This window comes from Flavobacterium sp. 102, assembly GCF_003634615.1.
Lineage (GTDB): Bacteria > Bacteroidota > Bacteroidia > Flavobacteriales > Flavobacteriaceae > Flavobacterium.
In genome coordinates this window covers 2,885,865-2,906,422 of the sequence record NZ_RBKX01000001.1, presented here as the reverse complement: position 1 = coordinate 2,906,422, position 20,558 = coordinate 2,885,865, and the positions used below count along the sequence as shown (strand labels likewise).

Here is a 20,558-nt window from a genome sequence, read left to right as displayed (position 1 = left end):
TTTTTTTAACCTCTTTTAATCGAAAATAATTCTCCTAATTTGGCATAATTAGAACCTGCTAATCGCGAAATTGGTTTGTAGGTTTCTAAATTGATTTTATGATTTTCTAATAATACTTCGTCATTGAAATGCATCATTACGATCCTGCCGATAACGATACAAGCACCGCCGTGTTTGTGGTCTTCCAAAAAATAATGATGTACCAATTCGCATTCGAAAGTAATTGGACTTTCTTTAACGCGCATTGGTTTTACTTTGACTGATGCGATTGGTGTAACACCTGCTAATTCAAATTCGTCCACATCGTGTGGAACTGATTGTGCAGTGGTATTCATTTGTTCAGCCAACTCTTCGGTGACCATGTTTACCACAAATTGTTTGGTGGCCAGCACATTATTTAAAGTATCTTTATTAGTATTGTTGCCTCTTCCGGTAGAAAACATCACGGTTGGCGGATCATCACCAACAGCATTGAAATAGGAAAAAGGCGCTAAATTGTTGATTCCGTCTTCGCTTACTGAAGAAATCCAGCCGATAGGTCTTGGGATAATGGCACCGGTTAGTAGTTTGTAAACAGCCGAATACTCGAGCTCGTTAGGATCAAATAGCATGTTGTTGTTTGTTTACTACAAATTAAAGCTATTTTTTGTTATTTTTTTGAATCGAAGTTAAATTTATGAGCTTGAAAATGATAATTCTTGAATTTTAGACTAAGGTTTGTCTCTGCCGATAAAATGCTCTTTTTCTAATAAAAAATTAATGGCTTTTGTTACATTTCTATCGATGCTTTCTTCGGTTTTCAGGAAAGAAATGTACTTGACAATTTCCAATCGGCGTGAAGCAGGTAAATTATCGAATTTGCCTTTGGCTTCTGTATTGTTTTCTAAAGCTTTTGCCAATTTAGGATGTATGGTTATTTCTCTTGGCTTTGGATCAAAAGCAATGGTAAATAGGGCAGTATCGCCCAATTCTTTTCCAGTGGCTTTTCGCATAGGTGTGTTTAAGTACAATCGCCAATGTCCGCTATATTTGACTAAAGTTTGAAGAAATGGATGTCCGTCAATGGATATGGTTACCGGTATTTTGCCTTTGTCTTTTTGGGCTTGACCCAAAACAACTAGTAACACTTCTTCGGGCAAATACACGAATGGGTTGATACCAATAATTTCTATTTTGGCACTAAACGAAATAGGCGCATTAGCTTTCATGAATTTTGAAAAAGCGTTTGACTAAGGAAACTATTGTTGTGGCTAAAATGGCTCCTAAAAAGGCTAGAAAAATGTCTTTTTGGGCATCCCAAATATCGCCTTGCGTTCCTAAATAAGCAACACCTTGCGCCGGAAAGAAAATATCGGCTACAGCCCATTCAATCAATTCGTAGAAACCGCTTATGGACAAAGTGATTTCGATTGGTAAAACCCATGCGACTATTGTTGGGTATTTTATCCATTTTAGAAACAATTCCCTCATGGGGTAAGCCAATAAAAATCCGAAACTGAAATGCACAATTCGGTCGTAGTGATTGCGCTCCCAAACCATATAATCTTTGAGCCAATAGCCAAAAGGGTTTTCGGCATAAGTATATTTGGCGCCATAAACGTGCAAACACATGTAAACACAAATCAGCAGATAAGTTAAATCGCTGAACTGGTATTTTTTATAAGTGAAAATTAAAAACAAGAAGAAAATAACTGTCAAAGTATTTTCGAGCAGCCAATTATTCATGTCGTTTGTGCCTATTAATGTGCTTGTCCAAATGATGGTAAATATGCCCAGAAACGCCCACAACCATGGGTTTTTGGCAAATGGAGTTCTTTCAGGTGAAATGGCGGTGGTGAATGGCATAACTTATTGGTTTAGGAATCGAAGATAGGAAAATAAATGGTTTTGTATTATTTGGACAAAAGAATTTAAATCTTTAGCATGCCACGAAATGCTCGCACAGCATAGTAAGATTCGGCACCGTTGTGGTACACAAAGACATTTCCATAACGATAATCACAGAAAAGTGCGCCACCGAGTTTTCTAATTTCGTCCGGTGTTTTTATCCAGCTTGATGTTTTGGTGTCGAAGTTCCCAAATTGCTGTAATGCTCTGTATTGTTCTTCTGTTAAAAGTTCAATACCCATGGCAGTTACAACATCAATAACGCTGTTTTGCGGTTTGTGTTCTTTTCTTGAGTCTAATGCTTGTCGGTCATAGCATAGACTTCTTCGTCCTTTTGGACTTTCGGCTGAGCAATCATAAAAATGATATTCATCAGTTTTTTGATCGTAACCAATGACATCCGGTTCACCTTCAGTTTTTTCCATTTCATTGAGCGACCATAGTTTTTGAGGATTCGCTTCTAGTTTGGCTTGTATTTTAGCCCAATCCAAATTTGGATGGCGGTTACTGTTTTTCTCAAAACGATTTTTTAAAGTGTTGAGTAGTTCATTACGCTGTTCCGGTGACAACTGTTTTTTATCTTCCATTGACATGTTATTTTTAGTGTTTTTTTTATCATTTCTAAAAGACTATCATTTTTTAGTTTTCTACTTCTGCAATCTAAAAGTCCTTTACCTTTCTTGCTTATAGAATATGTAAATACAGTTAAGCTAAATTACTATTTTTTCAAAAGTATTGGTTATTTCTTTAGATTCTTCAACGGCTATTTTAGGATTTTGTTTGACACTCAAAAAAAAACCATCTGAATATCACAGATGGTCTTTTAAAACAATTAACGTAACTAAAATTTAGAAACAATAGCTATTTTCCGCCACTAACTTGGTGGTAATAGTTTCTCTTAATCCAACGATGTTTGGCATGTTGGTGTATTTGGTAAATCGGCGTAATCCCATTAGCATCATGCGTTGTTCGTCTCCTTCAGCAAAAGAGATAATACTTTCTTTTCCTTTTTGGGTCACAACGTCTACTGCTTTGTATAAGTATAGCTTAGCCATCGCGATTTGCTCCGTTACTTTTGATTCTCCTTCTTTCTTGGCCAATTTTTCTGTTCTTAAAATCGTACTTTCCGCAACATAGATTTCAATTAACATATCGGCAGCAGCCATTAATAATTGTTGGTGTGCGTCTAAATCCATTCCATATTTTTGAACCGCAGCACCAGCTACCATTAAGAAAGCTTTTTTCAATTTGGCCACCATCTCTTTTTCTTCTGAAAATAATTCAGAATAGTCAGGTGTGTCAAATGATGGAATACCCATTAATTCTTCTTGTACTTTCATCGCCGGTCCTAATAAATCAACATGGCCTTTCATGGCTTTTTTGATTAACATGCCGACTGACAACATTCTGTTGATTTCATTCGTTCCTTCGTAAATACGAGCGATACGAGCATCACGCCAAGCACTTTCCATCGGTGTGTCTTCAGAGAATCCCATTCCGCCATAGATTTGGATGCCTTCATCTGCTGCATTTTGTACGTCTTCTGAAACGGCTACTTTTAGAATAGAACATTCGATAGCAAATTCTTCAACGCCTTTTAATTCGGCTTCTTGGTGTGTTGCACCTTCGGCTTCACGTAATTTGATTCTGTTCTCAATGTCTTTCGCAGCGCGATAGGTAGCACTTTCTCCGGCATAAGCGGAAGTCGCCATTTCCGCTAATTTATAGCGAATGGCACCAAAACTGGAGATTGGTGTATTGAATTGGATTCTTTCATTGGCATAATTAATTGCATTCGATGTCACTCGGCGTTGGGCATCTAAGCAAGCGGCAGCCAATTTGATACGACCAACATTTAACGCATTCATTGCAATTTTAAAACCTTCGCCACGTCCGGCCAACATATTTTCAATCGGAACTTTAGTATCAGCAAAGAAAACTTGACGAGTAGAAGAGGCGCGAATGCCGAGTTTGTGTTCTTCTTCATTCATCGTGATTCCGTTGCTTGGATCGTTTTCTACGATGAAGCCGGTAATGTTTTTGTCATCTTCAATACGGGCGAAAACAATAAATACGGAACAAAAACCTGCGTTCGAAATCCACATTTTTTGTCCGGTAATATTGTAATGTTTTCCGTCAGTAGATAAAACTGCTTTTGTTTTTCCGGAGTTAGCATCAGATCCAGCGCCCGGTTCGGTCAAACAGTACGCGCCAAACCATTCGCCGGAAGCTAATTTAGGGACGTATTTTTGCTTTTGCTCTTCGGTTCCGTACAAAGTAATCGGCATCGTTCCGATTCCGGTATGTGCTCCAAAGGCTGTAGAAAACGAACCGGTTGCGCCCGAAATATAGTCGCAAACGAGACACGTATCTACGAATCCCATTCCCATTCCGCCATATGCTTCCGGAACAGCAACACTTAGAAATCCCATTTCTCCGGCTTTGCGCATTACTTCTTCGGTAAAGGCATAGTCTTTCTTTTCGAAACGGTCTTTGTTAGGCCAAATTTCTTTGTCGACGAATTCTTTAACAGAATCGCGCATCATAATTTGTTCTTCTGAGAAATCTTCAGGAGTGAAGATGTCTTCGCATTTGGTTTCTTTTACGAGGAATTGACCTCCACGAGTGATATCGCTCATTTTTTTATTTTTTTAGATTGTTGATTATAATAATTCATAAACGCCTGCGGCACCTTGTCCGGTTCCGACACACATTGATACGATTCCGTATTTATCACCTCGGCGTTTCATTTCGTCAAATAATTGTACAGATAATTTTGCCCCTGTACAACCTAGTGGATGTCCCAAAGCAATGGCGCCACCGTTTACATTTACGATATCAGGATTGATGCCCAATTCGCGAGTAACTGCTAAGGCTTGAGAAGCAAAAGCTTCGTTTAACTCAATTAAATTGATGTCGTTTAAAGTCAAACCTGCTTGTTTTAAAGCTTTCGGGATGGCTTTCACCGGACCGATTCCCATGATTCTTGGTTCTACACCGGCTGCGGCATAACTTACCATGCGAGCGATAGGAGTCAGGTTTAATTCTTTTACCATTTCTTCGCTCATGATTAAGACAAAAGCCGCTCCGTCACTCATTTGTGAAGAGTTACCGGCAGTTACACTACCATCAGCGGCGAAAACAGGGCGCAATTTACTTAAAGCAGCTGCATTCGTATCGGCTCTTGGTCCTTCGTCTTTGGTTACGGTGTAGGACTTGGTCTCTTTTTTACCATTTTCATTGATAAAGGTTTGTTCGATAGTAATGGGAACAATTTGTTTATCGAATTTGCCTTCGGCTTGCGCTTTGATGGCTTTTAAATGTGAATTAAGTGCAAATTCATCTTGGTCTTCACGAGATACGTTGAATTGTTTGGCTACCGCTTCTGCTGTTAAACCCATTCCCCAGTAATAATCTTCGTTGCCTTCTTTGGCTACTGCATAATCAGGCGTTGGTTTGTAACCGCCCATTGGGATAAAACTCATGCTTTCGGCACCACCGGCGATGATACAATCTGCCATACCACTTTGTATTTTAGAAGTCGCCATGGCAATGGTTTCAATTCCGGAAGCACAATAACGGTTCACGGTTACACCCGGTACATCGGTTACTTTTAATCCCATTAACGAAATCAAACGCGCTACGTTTAATCCTTGTTCAGCTTCGGGCATGGCGTTTCCGACCATGACGTCGTCAATTCTTGTTTTGTCGAAATCAGGCAGTTCATTCATCATGAATTGAATGGTTTCGGCGGCTAGTTCGTCAGGGCGTTTGAATCTGTAAACTCCTTTAGGTGCTTTTCCGACGGCGGTTCTGTATGCTTTTACTATATATGCTGTTTTCATATTTTTTGTTTTGAGATGATAGACAAAGAGATTATAGATGATAGACTTTTTGTCTATTTTCTTTTCGTCTATTATCTATTATCTAATTTCTCAACGGTTTTCCTTTAGTTAACATAAACTGAATTCTTTCCAATGTTTTTCTTTCAGTACAAAGTGATAAGAAGGCTTCTCTTTCAATATCCAATAAGTACTGTTCGCTTACCAAAGTTGGTTCAGACAAATCGCCACCGGCCATTACGTAAGCCAGTTTGTTTGCAATTTTTTGATCGTGTTCCGAAATGTATTTTCCGGCTACCATTTGGTCTGTTCCAACTAAGAACATTCCTAAGGCTTGTTTGCCCAAAACTTTTACATCGGTTCTTTGAATTGGTTGTGTGTAACCGGCTTCTGCCATTAACAATGCATGTTTCTTGGCTTCGGCTATTTGACGGTCTTTGTTGACTACAACGACGTCTTTTCCTTTTTGTAATACGCCCATATCAAAGGCTTCGTAAGCTGATGTAGCTACTTTTGCCATTGCGACTGTTAGGAAATATTCTTGTAGTGTATTTAATTCAACGTCGTTTTTACGGAATAGGTCGGATGCACGCAAAGTCATTTCTTTAGAACCACCACCGCCGGGAATTACACCGACACCAAATTCTACCAAACCAATATAAGTTTCTGCCGCAGCAACCACTTTATCAGCGTGCATACTCATTTCACAACCGCCGCCAAGTGTCATGCCGTGTGGCGCAACGATTACCGGAATAGAAGAGTAGCGACAACGCATCATCGTGTCTTGGAACATTTTGATGGCCATATTTAGTTCGTCATATTCTTGTTCGACTGCCATCATGAAAATCATTCCGATATTGGCTCCGACAGAGAAATTGGCACCTTGGTTTCCTATTACTAATCCGTTGTATTGTTTTTCGGCTAAGTCGATAGCTTTGTTGATTCCGACTAAAACGTCACCACCGATGGTATTCATTTTCGATTGGAATTCAAGGTTTAAGATGCCGTCACCTAAGTCGTGAATTACAGCACCGCTGTTGCTCCAAACTTTCTTGCTTTCGCGGATGTTGTTTAGAATAATGAAACTGTCTTGTCCCGGTACTTTGGTTTGTGACTTAGTTTGTATGTTATAATAATAAGTTGCGCCTTCTTTAACTGTGTAGAAGCTTGTACTGCCTGAAGCAAACATTTCATTTACCCAAGCGGCCGGTTGATAGCCTTCGGCTTGCATTAATTCGATTCCTTTGGCAACTCCTATAGCGTCCCATATTTCGAATGGTCCGTTTTCCCAACCGAAACCTGCTTTCATTGCGTCGTCTATTTTGTAGAAGTCGTCTGTGATTTCGGGAACTCTGTTAGAAACATAAGCAAACATCGCTGAGAAGTTTTTTCTGTAGAATTCGCCTGCTTTGTCTTTACCTTTTACCAAAACCTTGAACCTGTCGATAGGTTTGTCAATCGTTTTGGTCAGTTCTAAAGTACCGAAAGATGCTTTTTTAGCGGCTCTGTATTCTAAGGTATTTAAATCTAAAGATAAGATGTCTTTGTCTACTTTTTTATAGAAACCCTGACCGGTTTTGCTTCCCAGCCATTTGTTTTCCATCATTTTATTGATGAAGTCAGGTAATTTGAATAGTTCGTGCGCCTCGTCGTTTGGACAGTTTTCATATATTCCGTTGGCCACGTGAACCAAAGTATCTAAACCAACGACATCAACCGTTCTGAAGGTGGCCGACTTTGGGCGACCAATTACCGGACCGGTTAACTTATCAACTTCTTCGATGGTTAAGTCCATTTCTTTTACCAAATGGAATAAACTCTGAATGCCAAATATACCAATACGATTTCCGATGAACGCCGGAGTATCTTTGGCCACGACCGAAGTTTTGCCTAAAAATTTAGAACCATAATCAAATAAGAAATCTAATACTTCGTTAGCAGTTTCTGGTCCCGGAATGATTTCAAATAATTTTAAATAACGCGCCGGATTAAAGAAATGCGTTCCGCAAAAGTGTGCTTGAAAATCCTCGCTTCGGCCTTCGCTCATAAACTTAATAGGAATACCTGAAGTGTTTGAAGTCACCAAAGTTCCCGGTTTGCGGTATTGGTCGATTTGTTCGAATACCAATTTCTTGATGTCTAAACGCTCTACTACAACTTCAATAATCCAATCGTAGTTGGCAATCTTAGACATATCATCAGTAGTATTTCCTGTAGTGATTCTGCCGGCAAACTTCTGACTGTAAATAGGCGATGGGTTAGACTTCAAAGCATTCGCCAAATGTTCGTTGACCAAACGGTTGCGAACCACTTTACTGTCAAGCGTTAATCCTTTCTTTTCTTCGGCTTCTGTTAGTGCATTTGGAATAATGTCCAAAAGTAAAACTTCTACACCAATGTTAGCAAAATGACAAGCAATTCCCGAACCCATGATTCCGGAACCTACGACTGCCACTTTTTTAATTGTTCGTTTCATAATTTATTTGTTGTCTGTTATCGGTTGTTTGTTGTCAGTTGCAAGAATATATCTGATAGCAAACATGGATTAAAATATTTTTTTCTCTGAAATTAAGTCATTGATTATATCAGCTACTTCTATAAAATGCTGTAGCTTTTCTTCGGTGATGTTTTTTCTGATGGTTTCGTTAAATTTTAGAACGGTCTTTTTGGAGAGTTCTCTTTTTTCTTTGCCTAAGTCGGTTAAGTAGATTAACACACCACGACCGTCTTGTGGGTTTTTCTTCCGGATGATTAGTCCTTTTTCTTCCAAGGTTCTTAGGGTTCTGGTTAAGCTTGTCGCTTCCATTCCCATTCGTGAACTGATAAAAGTGGAAGGTGTTCCTTCTTCTTTATCGATACTCAATAGTGCAAATCCTATCGCCATCGAGCCTTCAAACTTGGACGCTTCTTCGTTGTACATACGGGCAACAGCTTGCCAAGTAGCACGGAGTATATAATCTATAGTTTTATCTTTCATACCTAAAAATGCTAAAACGTTTTCGTTCTGAATTCAAAGATAATAAAAATATATTATGCATGCATACTATTTAGTAAAAAAAAATTAAGTCCTCTGAATTACTGAGAAATGAAAGCGGTAAGGGGATGAAAAAAGGTTAATCCAAGCCATTCATTTCTCAAAAATGAGGTTGAGTTGACTGACGAACAAACTATTTGGTATTTTTCCAAAACACTTCAACCTCATTTTTTTTAATTCTTGTTTTTACCCATAGCTCTAATTTTTGGGTATCATCTTTATTTAAGGCTTTTTCACTTGAATAAATGACTACAGGAACGATATTGTTTTTTTCCTGATCAACATTAAAGGGATGGTTAGAAATTGAAATATCACGTAAGGAAGGGAAAAGGATTCTTGCTTCATTTAGCAGAGATTTATTGTCAAATTTATTATCTTGAATTTCTTTTCTCAATGTGGCAATTACAGCATCTTTTTCATTTACGTTGGTCCTTTCATTTTTTATTTGATTAAGGATATCTTGCTTTAAATTGGTCGTGTCCTGACGAATTTTAAATTGAACACCCTTTAAATCATAAACGTTTAACCGTTGCTTGATTTCTGCATTTTCTTGAGCGTTGAATTTTTTAGAAAGTAATGCAATTTCCAAACTACTATTATTCGATTTGTAACGTGTTTTTTTGTAAATTATAGTGTAACCTTTATCCGTGAATTCATTTTGGATAAAAGTATTTACTTTTTGTTCAAATTTTCTTTCCTCAAAAAGCGTGTAGCCAAAGTATATACTTGGTAAAAGGAGTATGATTGTTAGTAGGGTAATGACAAAAGTAATTTGTTTTTCCCGTGCTTTTTCAAATTGAATTAAACGCGGATAATCCAAGAATTTAACGATTAGAAAAGTAGCCACACAGATGAAAACACAATTAATAGTGTATAGATAAATGGCTCCCCCAAAAAAATGAAAATTCCCTATAGCCAAGCCGTAACCTGCAGTGCAAAGTGGCGGCATCAAAGCGGTTGCGATTGCAACTCCGGGAATAGGATTTCCTTTTTCTTTTCGGGTGATGGCAATTACACCGACCAAACCGCCGAAGAATGCAATCAAAATGTCATATATATTTGGTGATGTGCGGGCGAGAAGTTCTGATTGCGTTTCTTTAAAAGGACTTAAATAGAAATAAATAGTAGACACTGCCAAACTCACAACAGTCGCAATCAGTAAGTTTTTTAATGATTTTTTTAGAAGCTCGAAGTCGTATATACCAAGTGCAAATCCAGCTCCGATTATTGGTCCCATTAAAGGAGAAATAAGCATCGCCCCAATGATTACAGCGGTTGAATTTACATTCAATCCAATGGATGCTACTACGATTGCACAAGCAAGAATCCAAAGATTCGCACCTCTGAATGAAATGTTTGATTTTACATTTTCGAGTACGGATTGTTTGTTGTCTTCTCCTTTTGTAAGATCTAAAAAGGTTAATAACTTATTCATTTAATTTGATATTTATCTCAAATATAATGATTTTTGTTTCATATGCTTGCAGATGGGTTCTTGGGTTGCAACAACGGCGATGCATAATTAATTTAATCTTTTTGGTCGTAAGGAATATAATTTTCCCAACGCCATGGAGTATAAATATCACCAAAGGTAATTTCCAATAATTCTTTAAAAATACTTTCTGCATTATCACTATTACTCATTATTATAATCCCTTTTCCTTTTTGTGGAAAAATAATGGAATAATGTTGAAAGCCATCACCGTGCCCTTCTTTGAAAGCACCAAATCCGTATGGGGAGTCAAGTAATCCCCAACCAAGTCCGTAACCCAAATTAATTCCGTCATTACTATCAGAGTCTTTTAGGCGCATTGGTCCAAATTGGGCTATCGACCTAATTTTGATTTGCTGAGTAAACATCTCTTTTGTAGTAGATGATGTTAGTAATTGGTTTTTAAGTACGGCTTCGGTAAATAGTGTATAATCATCGAGCGTAGTTTCTAAAGTGCTGGCAGCTCTCGCCTCATTATCTTTATCTTTTTCATACAATTCACCGGTTACGTTGTGACCAATACAATAATTTTTTTCAAATTTCGGTTGCCATGTGTAAGAAGAATTCTTCATTTTTAATGGTATAAAAATGTTTTCCTGCATTAGTTGTTCCAATGACTTGTTTAAAAGATGTTCTATTACAACTTGAAGATAAACCAATCCTTCTCCAGAATAACTATATCGAGAACCAGGAATTGATTTGACTTTCAGTTTTTCGTCTGGTTCATCCCAACGCCAATTTGGAAAACCGGATGTATGATCTAGGCACATTCTTGTCGTTATTTTTAAGTAAGCTGGGTCGTTTTTTAAATCTACGTATTTATCGTGCCATTTTTTTGTTGGTTTGTAATCAAAAATAGGTTTAGGCAAATATTCCTGAAGCGGTTTATCCAAGTCAAGTATGCCTTTTTCAACAAGTTGCATTACCATTACAGCAAATACAGACTTGCTTAAGGAGGCGCCGTAAAAATTGGTCTCAGTTTTAATTGGCTCTTTTGTGATTGCATTTTTATATCCGAAAGTTTTTTTGTACACAGGTTCGTTATTATTAAAAACAACTATACCTAAACCATGTACATTGGCAACTTTCATTAATGTTGTAATCTTATCATCCAAGTCATCTTGTGAAATTTTAGTTTTGTCAAGCTTTACAATTTCCTGTCCTAAGCAAACAGTTGTAAGATGAACTAATAAAATAAGAATAAACCAATATTTTGATGTTACCATATTGTAGTTGTTTAATTGTGCATATCGTGTTCCGCTTCTTGCAATAGCTGCTACGATTTATTACTGTCCATTTCAAATATAAAACTCCTCTTTGAGTTTTCAGAGAAAATTCGGGACAAGCCCAAGCGCGCAGTTGTTACAAACTGCCTTAAGTTTACAATCATTAAATTTATACTTCAATCAGAAAGAACAAAAGAGAGGATTAAGGTTCTCCATAACTGCAGGAACTATAGATTCCGTTAACAGTGATAATCCCCTCTCTTTTCTACTTTTATTTCGTACAGTTCTGTGAGACCTGGATCTCGATTTCAAGGTGATGAAACATAAGTAGATTGTCCTTTCCAAAATCATTTTCTTATGGATAAAGATAAAAAAACATTTGGTATCGACATCAGTAAAAATACATTTGATGTCATGGATTGTTCGGGTAATTATTATCAGTTTGATAATAACACTAAAGGATTTGTCAAGTTTTTAAAGCTATTATGTCCTGTTAGTCATTGTGTAATGGAAGCTACAGGTTATTATCATTATCAATTAGCTTACTTTCTTGTTGATAATAATATAGCAGTATATGTTGAGAATCCATTATCGATAAAGCGTTTTATTCAGATGAAACTCAGTAGAATTAAAACCGATAAGTCAGATGCCAAAATGATTTGTATGTATGGTCAGGATCAGGAATTAAAGCTATGGGTTGGTTATTCAAAAAATCAAATGGAATGCCTTCAGCAAATACGCTTATTGGACACTTACACTAAACAAAGTACTGCTCTTCAAAATAAGGTTCAAGCTGAGCAAACATTGGGTAATCCGAGTAAAGTTGTTATTAGTTCTCTCAAAAGAAGCTTACGCAACATAGAGAAAGAAGTAATTCTTATTGAAACCCAATTATTAGAATTGGTTAAATCAGAATATCAAGAAGTATTGACCAAAGTAGAGAGTATCCCCGGAATCGGCAGAAAAACAGCTATGATGTTGGTAGTGTTGACAGATGGGTTTAAACGCTTTGAAAGCAGTAGCCAGCTTTGCTCTTTTTGTGGTTTAACACCAGTTTTGCGACAATCAGGCAGTAGTGTAAAAGGCAGAACCAGAATAAGTAAAATAGGGAATGCCAAACTTCGAAATCTACTCTTTATGTGCAGCTTCACAGCTTGTAAATGCAATAAAGCTTGCAAAGCCATTTATGATCGAATTACAGAAAAAGGGAAAAGTAAAAAACTGGCATTAATAGCAGTTTGTAATAAACTGTTGAGACAGGCTTTTGCCATCGCAAAATCAGGAGTAGAATACAGTAAGGAATATAGAAGTCCTATGCCAAAATTTATTTAAAAAATATCATTTTTTATTTGTTTTTAAGCACAGTTCTTTGTTAGTGGCTGCGCTAATTTTTCTTATTCTGCTTTACCCAATCTTGAAACTTTTTATCATCATCACAAACATTATTTCTAAATTTTCCGTTTTCATATTCTACTTGAATAACCTTTCCACCAAATTCTTTATTATGAATTTCACTGTCTGTGCTGTAACTTATTTTAGCTTTGTTTTTCTCAAACCAATCTTTCCAAATTTGAATTTCACTTTCTGTCGGAAAAAAAGAAATTCCAAAATAATTTCCATCTCCATTTTTAGGCTCAATATTTGTCAAGCAAACTATTTCTTTTAAATCTCCTTGATTTAGTTGTTTTTCTTCTTTTAATGCAACTTCAGCTTTTAGGATTTTAGATAATATTTCATCAGCAGCTTCATTTTTTTGCGCTTCCATTTTTAGAATTCCAAAACTAAATAATATCAAAATTTGTATGATTATTTTTTTCATAAAGAGTTCTATTATAGCGATTTTTTCTGGCGTTGCCACTAACGTTCCGCCGCTTCTCGTCAGTTGCGAAGTGCGGAACTGCGTACTTTCTGCTAAAATAAGATTTTCCAGCGGAAAATCAACAACCGGCTTAAACAAAATTCGCAATTGCGAGAAACGGCTGTTATGCGACGTTGCTTTACTTTTTCATTAAACTTCCAAAACATTTACACAAACTGCAAAAAACTAAAATATGGATAAAATTTAATCCAATTCCCCAATTTTCTCCATTCGACGTCGTATTGACAAAAGCGAATATATTGAAAACTTTAAAATCCAGTTTAGTAGTTAAGTCGCCTTGCCTAATTAAATAGAATGATAAGTCAGTTCCAATGATTAATTTCCAAATTAAATTTCCGATTAAAATTGAAAATGATTGCAAAAAATAAATAACACACAAGACAAAATAAGATGTTTTTACAATTCTATTCGATTGAATACAGAAATAACAAATTAAACTCAATAAACTTATTAAAGTTAGACTTATGTCGCTAAATTTTGGGCCATTTAGAAATTGATTTACCAGACAAATTATCAAGCAAATTGAGTTGACTATTAAAACATAAGTTAAGGCTATTTTTTTCATTTCAGCAAAGTTGAGTGGCAATGTCGCATAACGTGCCGCCGCTTCTCGTCAGTTGCGAGCTTCGTGACGGCATATTTTCTACTAAAATAAGATTTTCCAGCGGAAAATCAACAACCGGCTTAAGCAAAATTCGCAATTGCGAGAAACGGCTGTTATGAGCTGCCTTTTATTCTCCCCATAACTGATAAACTGTAAGTTGAGTTCTTTCTGAATTAATTATTGCAAAGCCATTTATTTCCGTGTCGCTTTCATTTCCTGGTTTAATTGCAATCCAGCCAGTTTTGAATCTGTAAATTGTCAAATCGTTTTCTTTCAGAGTTGATAAAATATTATCGATCAATATTTCGTTTGAATAATTTGATTTCTTTACTTTTTCTGAATCAGGTTTTAAACTATCAATTAATTTCCACCCATTATTTTCAGCATAATTTATTACATCACGACTTTCAAATTTTTGTTTGTTTTTCCACGTAACTTTAGTTTCTCCACCATATGGTCCATTGTCAGTATGTTTTGATGCAATTAAATTGTCTTTATAATCTAACCAAAATCCCGAAGGTTTTGTTTTATTACAGGCAATGAATAAAAATGAAACTACAATTAAGATATTAGGTTTTAGAAACTTCATTCGTTTAGTTTTTTACGATTCGTGTGAAGGTTGCTCATAACGTGCCGCCGCTTGGTAGTCGTGGCGACTTTTTAAATAATTAGTTGTAAATATAATCAAATTTTGAACTTAGTACTTTCCGGCTAAGAAATGCAAAACCAGCCATGCTACCAAACGGCTGTTAGCAGTAGTGCTTTACTTTTTCCAGTATGTTTCGCCTTCCACTAGTTTGGCTGAAATAATTTCTTTAGAACAAAACATATTTTCTTCTATTTCGTTTACTTTAATTTGAACCTTAACTTTCTTTTTATGCGCTAACAACTCTTGAAGATTAAAATTTAATAGTCTTTTATTTTCCTTCTCAGAAATGTATATTGTTATTATGGAATCCGAACTGTTTTTTAAATTTATACACGGCGAATTGAGAAGGTTATGTCTCTTCAGTTTATCATAAAGATCAAGAAACTTTTTTTCTTCTTTAGAAAGTTCAGATTTTGTATGCAGCTGACCCATTTTGAAATCAATTTCTCGTACGTCGCTTTCCGAAAAACCATAGAAACTACCTGGATTAACTAATTTGAAATATAAATCTCCAGAAACAACTTTTTCACTTTTTTGACATTGAACAAAAATGATCAAGAATAAAAAAAATATTAATTTCTTTTTCATGGTTAAATTATTTACGCAGGTTTTTGAGCATTACTGCTAACGTCTTGACGATTGGTATCGTGGCGATTTTTATAATTTATAGTTGTAAATATAATCAAATTTTGAACTTAGTAGTTTCTGGCTAAGAAAAACAAAACTAGCCATGATACCAAACGGCTGTTAGCGACCGTTCCTTTTTTATTAAGCAAAATTTTGCCACCAACTGAAAATGTAGAGTTTTAGTGTATCAAATTGTCATTTTTTTCGGCTAACTTCACTAAGCTTTTAAGCGGTTTCGCTTAGAAAATAAATTTTCTCACGAATGGCTTAAAAGCTTACCGCGTTTGTTTTATAAATTTTCGATTTCATTTCAAATAACGCTAAGTTTCTTGCTGTTCTGCAGAGATTGAATTAGCAATACAGTCGATCTGTTCTGCACTTTGGAATGGACGCTAACGTTCCGCCGCTTGGTAGTCGTGGCGACATTTTAAATTATTAGTTGTAAATATAATCAAATTTTGAACTTAGTACTTTCCGACTAAGAAAAGCAAAACTAGCCATGCTACCAAACGGCTGTTATGCGCTGGAGCGTTTTCCTTTATTCAAAAACCAATTCCTTATATTTTAAAAACCTTCTTCCAAATAAAGTAAAAACTGGTTTCTCAATTATCTCAAATTTTTGGCTTGAAAAATTATTAATGTATTCTAAAATATCTTGTTGCATTTCCTGAATTTTAGTTTCTTTTGAACCTTCATAATAGTCAAACCATTCACTAAAAATTTTTTTCTTAGTCAACTTTTCAGTTATCAAATATTTCCAGTCAATGTTTACGGAATCATATTCTATTTCTTGAACATCATCATTTGGAAATTCCAACGAAATTTCAACCTTATCATCAATTTCAAGTATCAATTTATGAAATCTCTTTTCTTGGTCAATTTTGTAACCAACTTTAATAGCATGTTCAACTAAATTACTAAATGTCATTTTATATACGGTTTTGAGCTCTTGCGCATAACGTGCCGCCGCTTGGTAGTCGTGGCGACTTTTTAAATTATTGTTGTAAATATAATCAATTTTTGAACTTAGTACTTTCTGGCTAAGAAATGCAAAACCAGCCATGCTACCAAACGGCTGTTAGGAGTAGGCAAGCCACGTCACTTGAGCAACCCAAACTTTTCAGTAACTTCTGTTTGCGTTATCATTTTCAAAGTCGGCGCGCTTCCACCATGATATTCAGAATTTGAATAAAATAACAACCAATAACGTTTATCTTTTGGATCTTGGTAAAGTATTTCCCAACCACTTTTGTCAACGGTAACCTTTTTTAGATAATTATCTTTCAGTTTTTCAATTCTCTCGCAAACTTCGTCCACGACAACTTTTCCTCCGTCCATTTTCCACGAACCGATGAGTAAATTTTCGTCTGATTTTAATTCGATGTTGAATTTCATACTCGGTTTCAGGTTTGCTTACTCCTAACGTCCTGACGATTCACACAGTTGCGAATTTCGGAACGGCTTATTTTCTGTTAAAGATAAAAATTATTGCGAAACGCAAACGTGAACTTACAACAAAACTCGCAATTGTGTGAAACGGCTGTTAGCATTTCTGTGCTTTGAGTTTGATTGTCACGCAACATAACCATAAACACTTTCAAGTTTCATTTCGTTTTCTATTCCGGTTTCCATATCACTCAAACTTTTGTAACAATAAATTTGTAACATTTTATTTTGTTACACTTTTTTTTGTTACAACTTTTATCCGCAAACTTTTCACGCAATCTTATTCAACTTTCAAGATTCTAGCGCAACTTTTCAACGAGAAAATTTCCATTTCTGTTTCCACAAAACTTGGCAAATAGGAGTGAAGTTTAATCAAAAAGTTGTTGTTTGGAAAGCACTGAATGCTAACGTGCCGCAGATTGTGATAGTTGCGACGATTTATTACTGATGCTTACAAATATAAAATTCCTTTTTGAGTTTTCAGAGAAAACTCGGGATAATCCCAAACCTAGCAATTATCACAAACTGCTGTTATAAGCCGTTCTTATCTTCTTTCGGTTTAATTTTATTCTCCAATCTTTGAATTAGCTCAAAAATGTATTTATAATATTCGAAAGCATTTTCTTTGGCAAAATTTTCCAGTTGAACTTCTGCTATTGTTAACATAACTCTTCTGTCAATTTCAACATCTTTAATTTCTTGAGTTTTAAAATCCCCCATTTTCATTGGGATTTTCGTTGGAGTTTTACCAAGAATATTTTCAAAACTAGCATGAGAAAATCCGTTCCGTACCACATCATTTATAATCTTTTCTAAATGGTTCTTTTCTTCATTACTGATTAATTTTCTATTCCAACAATTGGTGATAGTATTTTTCATTGCCATTCCTTGAAACTTGTTGTAAGCCTTAATGGCAATTTCTTCTGTTTCTCCCAAACTGTTTTCATAAATTAATGCCAATTTTAGCAACCTTTCAATTATATGATTACTTATTGTAATACTTGCTACATATGCTTCCACCATTAAACATCTGTAGTTTTCATTCATTAATCTATTCAGTCCTGAAAACAAATCACTATCAACGTCAAAATATGGATTTAGCTTATCAAAATTTAAATTGATTTTTTCTTCAAAATATTTCTGATATTGATTTTTATCTATGTGCATTTGTCTTCAATTAAAAATGTGCTGGAATGGCTTATAACGTGCCGCCGCTTGGTAGTCGTGGCGACTTCGTGAATAATTTGTTTCTGCTAAAGTAGAGATTTTCCAGCGGAAAATCGACAACCGGCTTAAGCAAAACCAGCTATGCTACCAAACGGCTGTTATGTGAAGGTTTTTTTAGTTTGGTGGAGTAATTTCTTTTTCAATTTCTTCTGACATCATCATCATTTGATAATCTTCTACGCCACGGTAATAAGAATAATATTTCCAACTTTTATTTTTTGTCAAGCAAGCAATTATAAAATCCCCTCCGCCAATATCTTTTTTATACCTTCTTTCACCTTCTTCAAAATGGTAAGCTCTAATTAAGTTTCCAATTTTTGATTCATCAGCTTCATTAAATTTCACCCAAGGTTTTTCCATTGATACTTCAGTTCCTACCATCATTATGGTTTCCGGTTTAGTTAGTTTTGAATAAGTAAAAAGACTAATAATAATTAGCAAAAAGATTAAGAAAAAATATTTTAACTTTTTCATACAGAAGGTCTATTGAATTCGGGGTTAAAAACTTTCACATAACGTATTGCAGATTGTGATAGTGGCGGAATTCAATCACTTTCCATTCCAAATATAACTAAAATTTCAATTAGCGAATACATTTCCGATAAAGCCAAAACCAGCCATTATCACAAACTGCTGTTATAGCCAGTTTTTATGCAATTTCCTGACCATTGTAATCAAACTTATACTTTCTGTTTTCCCAATCTTTAGCTAAAATGAATTCATCGGTAATTTCAAAGTTATCTTTTCCATCCAATGTGATAAAAATATCTTCACCGCTTTGTTGCCAAATTATTTCTCCATTTTGGTTAAGTCGTGAAATTTGTAATTCTCCATGAATTATATAACTGTCTTTGTATTTATAAATTCCAAAACACGTTGTCGAGTCTGCTTTTGTCTGCCAAAGTAAATTCAATTCAGGAATGGATAAGCAAAAAATAGAATGAGAGCAACAGATCAAAATTCTATTGCTTTCAATTATCACTGAATTATCATATATTCCTGTTCCACCGCCGGAAGAACCAATAACTGCACTTTTTATTTCGATGTTATTTTCAAAAACTTTAATGCCAACAATTGATGTACAACGAAACTCTGATTCTTCAAAGTATGCAAAGTCATATTTGCTTACATTTTCTTTCGACCTTTCGTCGAAATCTTCCTCTAAATAAATATCAATTCTATATCTGTCCATTTAATACTAGGCGTTCTGAAAATTGGCTATAACGTGCCGCCGCTTGGTAGTCGTGGCGACTTCGTGAATAATTTGTTTCTGCTAAAGTAGAGATTTTCCAGCGGAAAATCGACAACCGGCTTAAGCAAAACCAGCCATGCTACCAAACGGCTGTTAGCGGTGGTTTTGACTCGTTAACTTCCTCACAATTAGCCAAGAATATTCCACGTATCTTTTAAACTCTTCGGAACTTAATTCGTTTCGCGTTTTTCCCTCATTTTGAAATATACAGTCTACTTGAAAATCAATTTCTAAATGACCTAAATCTGCGTTTTGCTCTGTCCAATTAATACCGTCATAAATTGCTTCTTGAAAGTGACAAGGAATTAATGAAAGTCTTTCTTTTGTGAGCGCTTTCGGAAAACCATTTTCTAAGAAGTAATCATAAATTTCTTGAAGCGTATTACGTCTATGACTTACAACTGAAGTGTTATTTCCATTGTATGCTTTGAGCATTATTTCGATTTTGCCTTTAAAATACTCGTTATTGTCCATATTCATTTCGTTCTATTGAAAAGCGGTCTGTTAAAATCACCGCTAACGTGCCGCAGATTGCTACAGTTGCGACGATTTATTACTGATGATTCCAAATATAAAACTCCTTTTTGATTTTTCGGAGAAAATTCGGAACAAACCCAAGCCTAGCAATTGTAGCAAACTGCCTTAAGTTTACAATCATTAAATTTATACTTCAATCAGAAAGAACAAAAGAGAGGATTAAGGTTCTCCATAACTGCAGGAACTATAGATTCCGTTAACAGTGATAATCCCCTCTCTTTTCTACTTTTATTTCGTACAGTTCTGTGAGACCTGGATCTCGATTTCAAGGTGATGAAACACAAGTAGATTGTCCTTTCCAAAATCATTTTCTTATGGATAAAGATAAAAAAACATTTGGTATCGACATCAGTAAAAATACATTTGATGTCATGGATTGTTCGGGTAATTATTATCAGTTTGATAATAACACTAAAGGATTTGTCAAGTTTTTAAAGCTATTATGTCCTGTTAGTCATTGTGTAATGGAAGCTACAGGTTATTATCATTATCAATTAGCTTACTTTCTTGTTGATAATAATATAGCAGTATATGTTGAGAATCCATTATCGATAAAGCGTTTTATTCAGATGAAACTCAGTAGAATTAAAACCGATAAGTCAGATGCCAAAATGATTTGTATGTATGGTCAGGATCAGGAATTAAAGCTATGGGTTGGTTATTCAAAAAATCAAATGGAATGCCTTCAGCAAATACGCTTATTGGACACTTACACTAAACAAAGTACTGCTCTTCAAAATAAGGTTCAAGCTGAGCAAACATTGGGTAATCCGAGTAAAGTTGTTATTAGTTCTCTCAAAAGAAGCTTACGCAACATAGAGAAAGAAGTAATTCTTATTGAAACCAATTATTAGAA

General features: G+C 35.4%; 21 protein-coding genes. 2 read left to right on the top strand and 19 right to left on the bottom strand.

The genetic code is table 11. From position 1 onward, the window contains the following. Positions 1-5 precede the first annotated feature (5 nt). The 10 genes from C8C84_RS12760 to C8C84_RS12715 form a co-directional block, all read right to left on the bottom strand. Positions 6-611 carry a flavin reductase family protein gene (locus C8C84_RS12760; protein WP_121314012.1) on the bottom strand — a complete coding sequence of 202 codons (606 nt, stop codon included), beginning with the start codon at positions 609-611 and terminating at the stop codon, positions 6-8. A gap of 99 nt (positions 612-710) precedes the next feature. Beyond that, on the bottom strand, positions 711-1,208 hold the full coding sequence (locus C8C84_RS12755) for a YdeI/OmpD-associated family protein (RefSeq protein WP_121314011.1): 498 nt from the start codon (positions 1,206-1,208) through the stop codon (positions 711-713). Next, positions 1,198-1,845, bottom strand: coding sequence for a DUF2238 domain-containing protein (locus C8C84_RS12750; RefSeq protein ID WP_121314010.1), 648 nt, complete (start codon positions 1,843-1,845; stop codon positions 1,198-1,200). Before C8C84_RS12750 ends, C8C84_RS12755 begins: the two co-directional genes overlap by 11 nt. 65 nt (positions 1,846-1,910) lie before the next feature. Continuing rightward, on the bottom strand, positions 1,911-2,474 hold the full coding sequence (locus tag C8C84_RS12745; protein WP_199717164.1) for a DUF4256 domain-containing protein: 564 nt from the start codon (positions 2,472-2,474) through the stop codon (positions 1,911-1,913). A 261-nt stretch (positions 2,475-2,735) separates the two neighbouring features. Beyond that, positions 2,736-4,526: an acyl-CoA dehydrogenase family protein gene (locus tag C8C84_RS12740; RefSeq protein ID WP_121314008.1), complete on the bottom strand. Its 1,791-nt coding sequence runs from the start codon at positions 4,524-4,526 to the stop codon at positions 2,736-2,738. 24 nt (positions 4,527-4,550) lie between these two features. Continuing rightward, the gene (locus C8C84_RS12735) at positions 4,551-5,732 is read right to left on the bottom strand and encodes an acetyl-CoA C-acyltransferase (protein ID WP_121314007.1); all 1,182 of its coding nucleotides are present in this window, start codon (positions 5,730-5,732) and stop codon (positions 4,551-4,553) included. 82 nt (positions 5,733-5,814) lie between these two features. Then, a complete protein-coding gene (locus C8C84_RS12730) occupies positions 5,815-8,205 on the bottom strand; it encodes a 3-hydroxyacyl-CoA dehydrogenase/enoyl-CoA hydratase family protein (RefSeq protein WP_121314006.1) in 2,391 nt (796 codons plus the stop codon). Positions 8,206-8,274: 69 nt separating this feature from the next. Beyond that, a complete protein-coding gene (locus C8C84_RS12725; protein ID WP_121314005.1) occupies positions 8,275-8,706 on the bottom strand; it encodes a MarR family winged helix-turn-helix transcriptional regulator in 432 nt (143 codons plus the stop codon). Positions 8,707-8,896: 190 nt separating this feature from the next. Continuing rightward, positions 8,897-10,198, bottom strand: coding sequence for a DUF389 domain-containing protein (locus tag C8C84_RS12720; protein WP_121314004.1), 1,302 nt, complete (start codon positions 10,196-10,198; stop codon positions 8,897-8,899). Between the two features lie 92 nt (positions 10,199-10,290). Continuing rightward, positions 10,291-11,481 (bottom strand): serine hydrolase, encoded by a 1,191-nt coding sequence (locus tag C8C84_RS12715; RefSeq protein WP_121314003.1) that lies wholly within the window; start codon positions 11,479-11,481, stop codon positions 10,291-10,293. Between the two features lie 357 nt (positions 11,482-11,838). Between C8C84_RS12715 and C8C84_RS12710 the strand changes: the two genes are divergently transcribed. Beyond that, a complete protein-coding gene (locus C8C84_RS12710; protein WP_121313965.1) occupies positions 11,839-12,813 on the top strand; it encodes an IS110 family transposase in 975 nt (324 codons plus the stop codon). A gap of 52 nt (positions 12,814-12,865) precedes the next feature. Here C8C84_RS12710 and C8C84_RS12705 read toward each other — a convergent pair whose 3' ends face one another. From C8C84_RS12705 to C8C84_RS12660, 9 genes are all read right to left on the bottom strand, one after another. Then, on the bottom strand, positions 12,866-13,438 hold the full coding sequence (locus C8C84_RS12705) for a hypothetical protein (RefSeq protein ID WP_121314002.1): 573 nt from the start codon (positions 13,436-13,438) through the stop codon (positions 12,866-12,868). A 653-nt stretch (positions 13,439-14,091) separates the two neighbouring features. After that, positions 14,092-14,553, bottom strand: a complete 462-nt coding sequence (locus tag C8C84_RS12695) for a hypothetical protein (RefSeq protein ID WP_121314000.1) — start codon at positions 14,551-14,553, stop codon at positions 14,092-14,094. A gap of 174 nt (positions 14,554-14,727) precedes the next feature. After that, positions 14,728-15,201 (bottom strand): hypothetical protein, encoded by a 474-nt coding sequence (locus tag C8C84_RS12690; RefSeq protein WP_121313999.1) that lies wholly within the window; start codon positions 15,199-15,201, stop codon positions 14,728-14,730. A gap of 577 nt (positions 15,202-15,778) precedes the next feature. Beyond that, a complete protein-coding gene (locus tag C8C84_RS12685; protein WP_121313998.1) occupies positions 15,779-16,303 on the bottom strand; it encodes a hypothetical protein in 525 nt (174 codons plus the stop codon). Positions 16,304-16,338: 35 nt separating this feature from the next. Next, complete coding sequence (locus tag C8C84_RS12680) at positions 16,339-16,635, bottom strand: Imm27 family immunity protein (RefSeq protein WP_121313997.1); 297 nt, start codon at positions 16,633-16,635, stop codon at positions 16,339-16,341. A 582-nt stretch (positions 16,636-17,217) separates the two neighbouring features. Continuing rightward, the gene (locus tag C8C84_RS12675; RefSeq protein ID WP_121313976.1) at positions 17,218-17,853 is read right to left on the bottom strand and encodes a hypothetical protein; all 636 of its coding nucleotides are present in this window, start codon (positions 17,851-17,853) and stop codon (positions 17,218-17,220) included. A gap of 174 nt (positions 17,854-18,027) precedes the next feature. Then, positions 18,028-18,387 carry a hypothetical protein gene (locus C8C84_RS12670; RefSeq protein WP_121313978.1) on the bottom strand — a complete coding sequence of 120 codons (360 nt, stop codon included), beginning with the start codon at positions 18,385-18,387 and terminating at the stop codon, positions 18,028-18,030. Between the two features lie 175 nt (positions 18,388-18,562). Next, entirely contained in the window at positions 18,563-19,105 is a 543-nt protein-coding gene (locus C8C84_RS12665) for a hypothetical protein (RefSeq protein ID WP_121313996.1), read from the bottom strand. Between the two features lie 153 nt (positions 19,106-19,258). Further along, positions 19,259-19,600: a hypothetical protein gene (locus tag C8C84_RS12660; protein ID WP_147406859.1), complete on the bottom strand. Its 342-nt coding sequence runs from the start codon at positions 19,598-19,600 to the stop codon at positions 19,259-19,261. Positions 19,601-20,016: 416 nt separating this feature from the next. Here C8C84_RS12660 and C8C84_RS17300 point away from each other — a divergent pair, with 416 nt between their 5' ends. Next, positions 20,017-20,556 carry a transposase gene (locus C8C84_RS17300; protein ID WP_370453646.1) on the top strand — a complete coding sequence of 180 codons (540 nt, stop codon included), beginning with the start codon at positions 20,017-20,019 and terminating at the stop codon, positions 20,554-20,556. Positions 20,557-20,558: the final 2 nt, after the last annotated feature.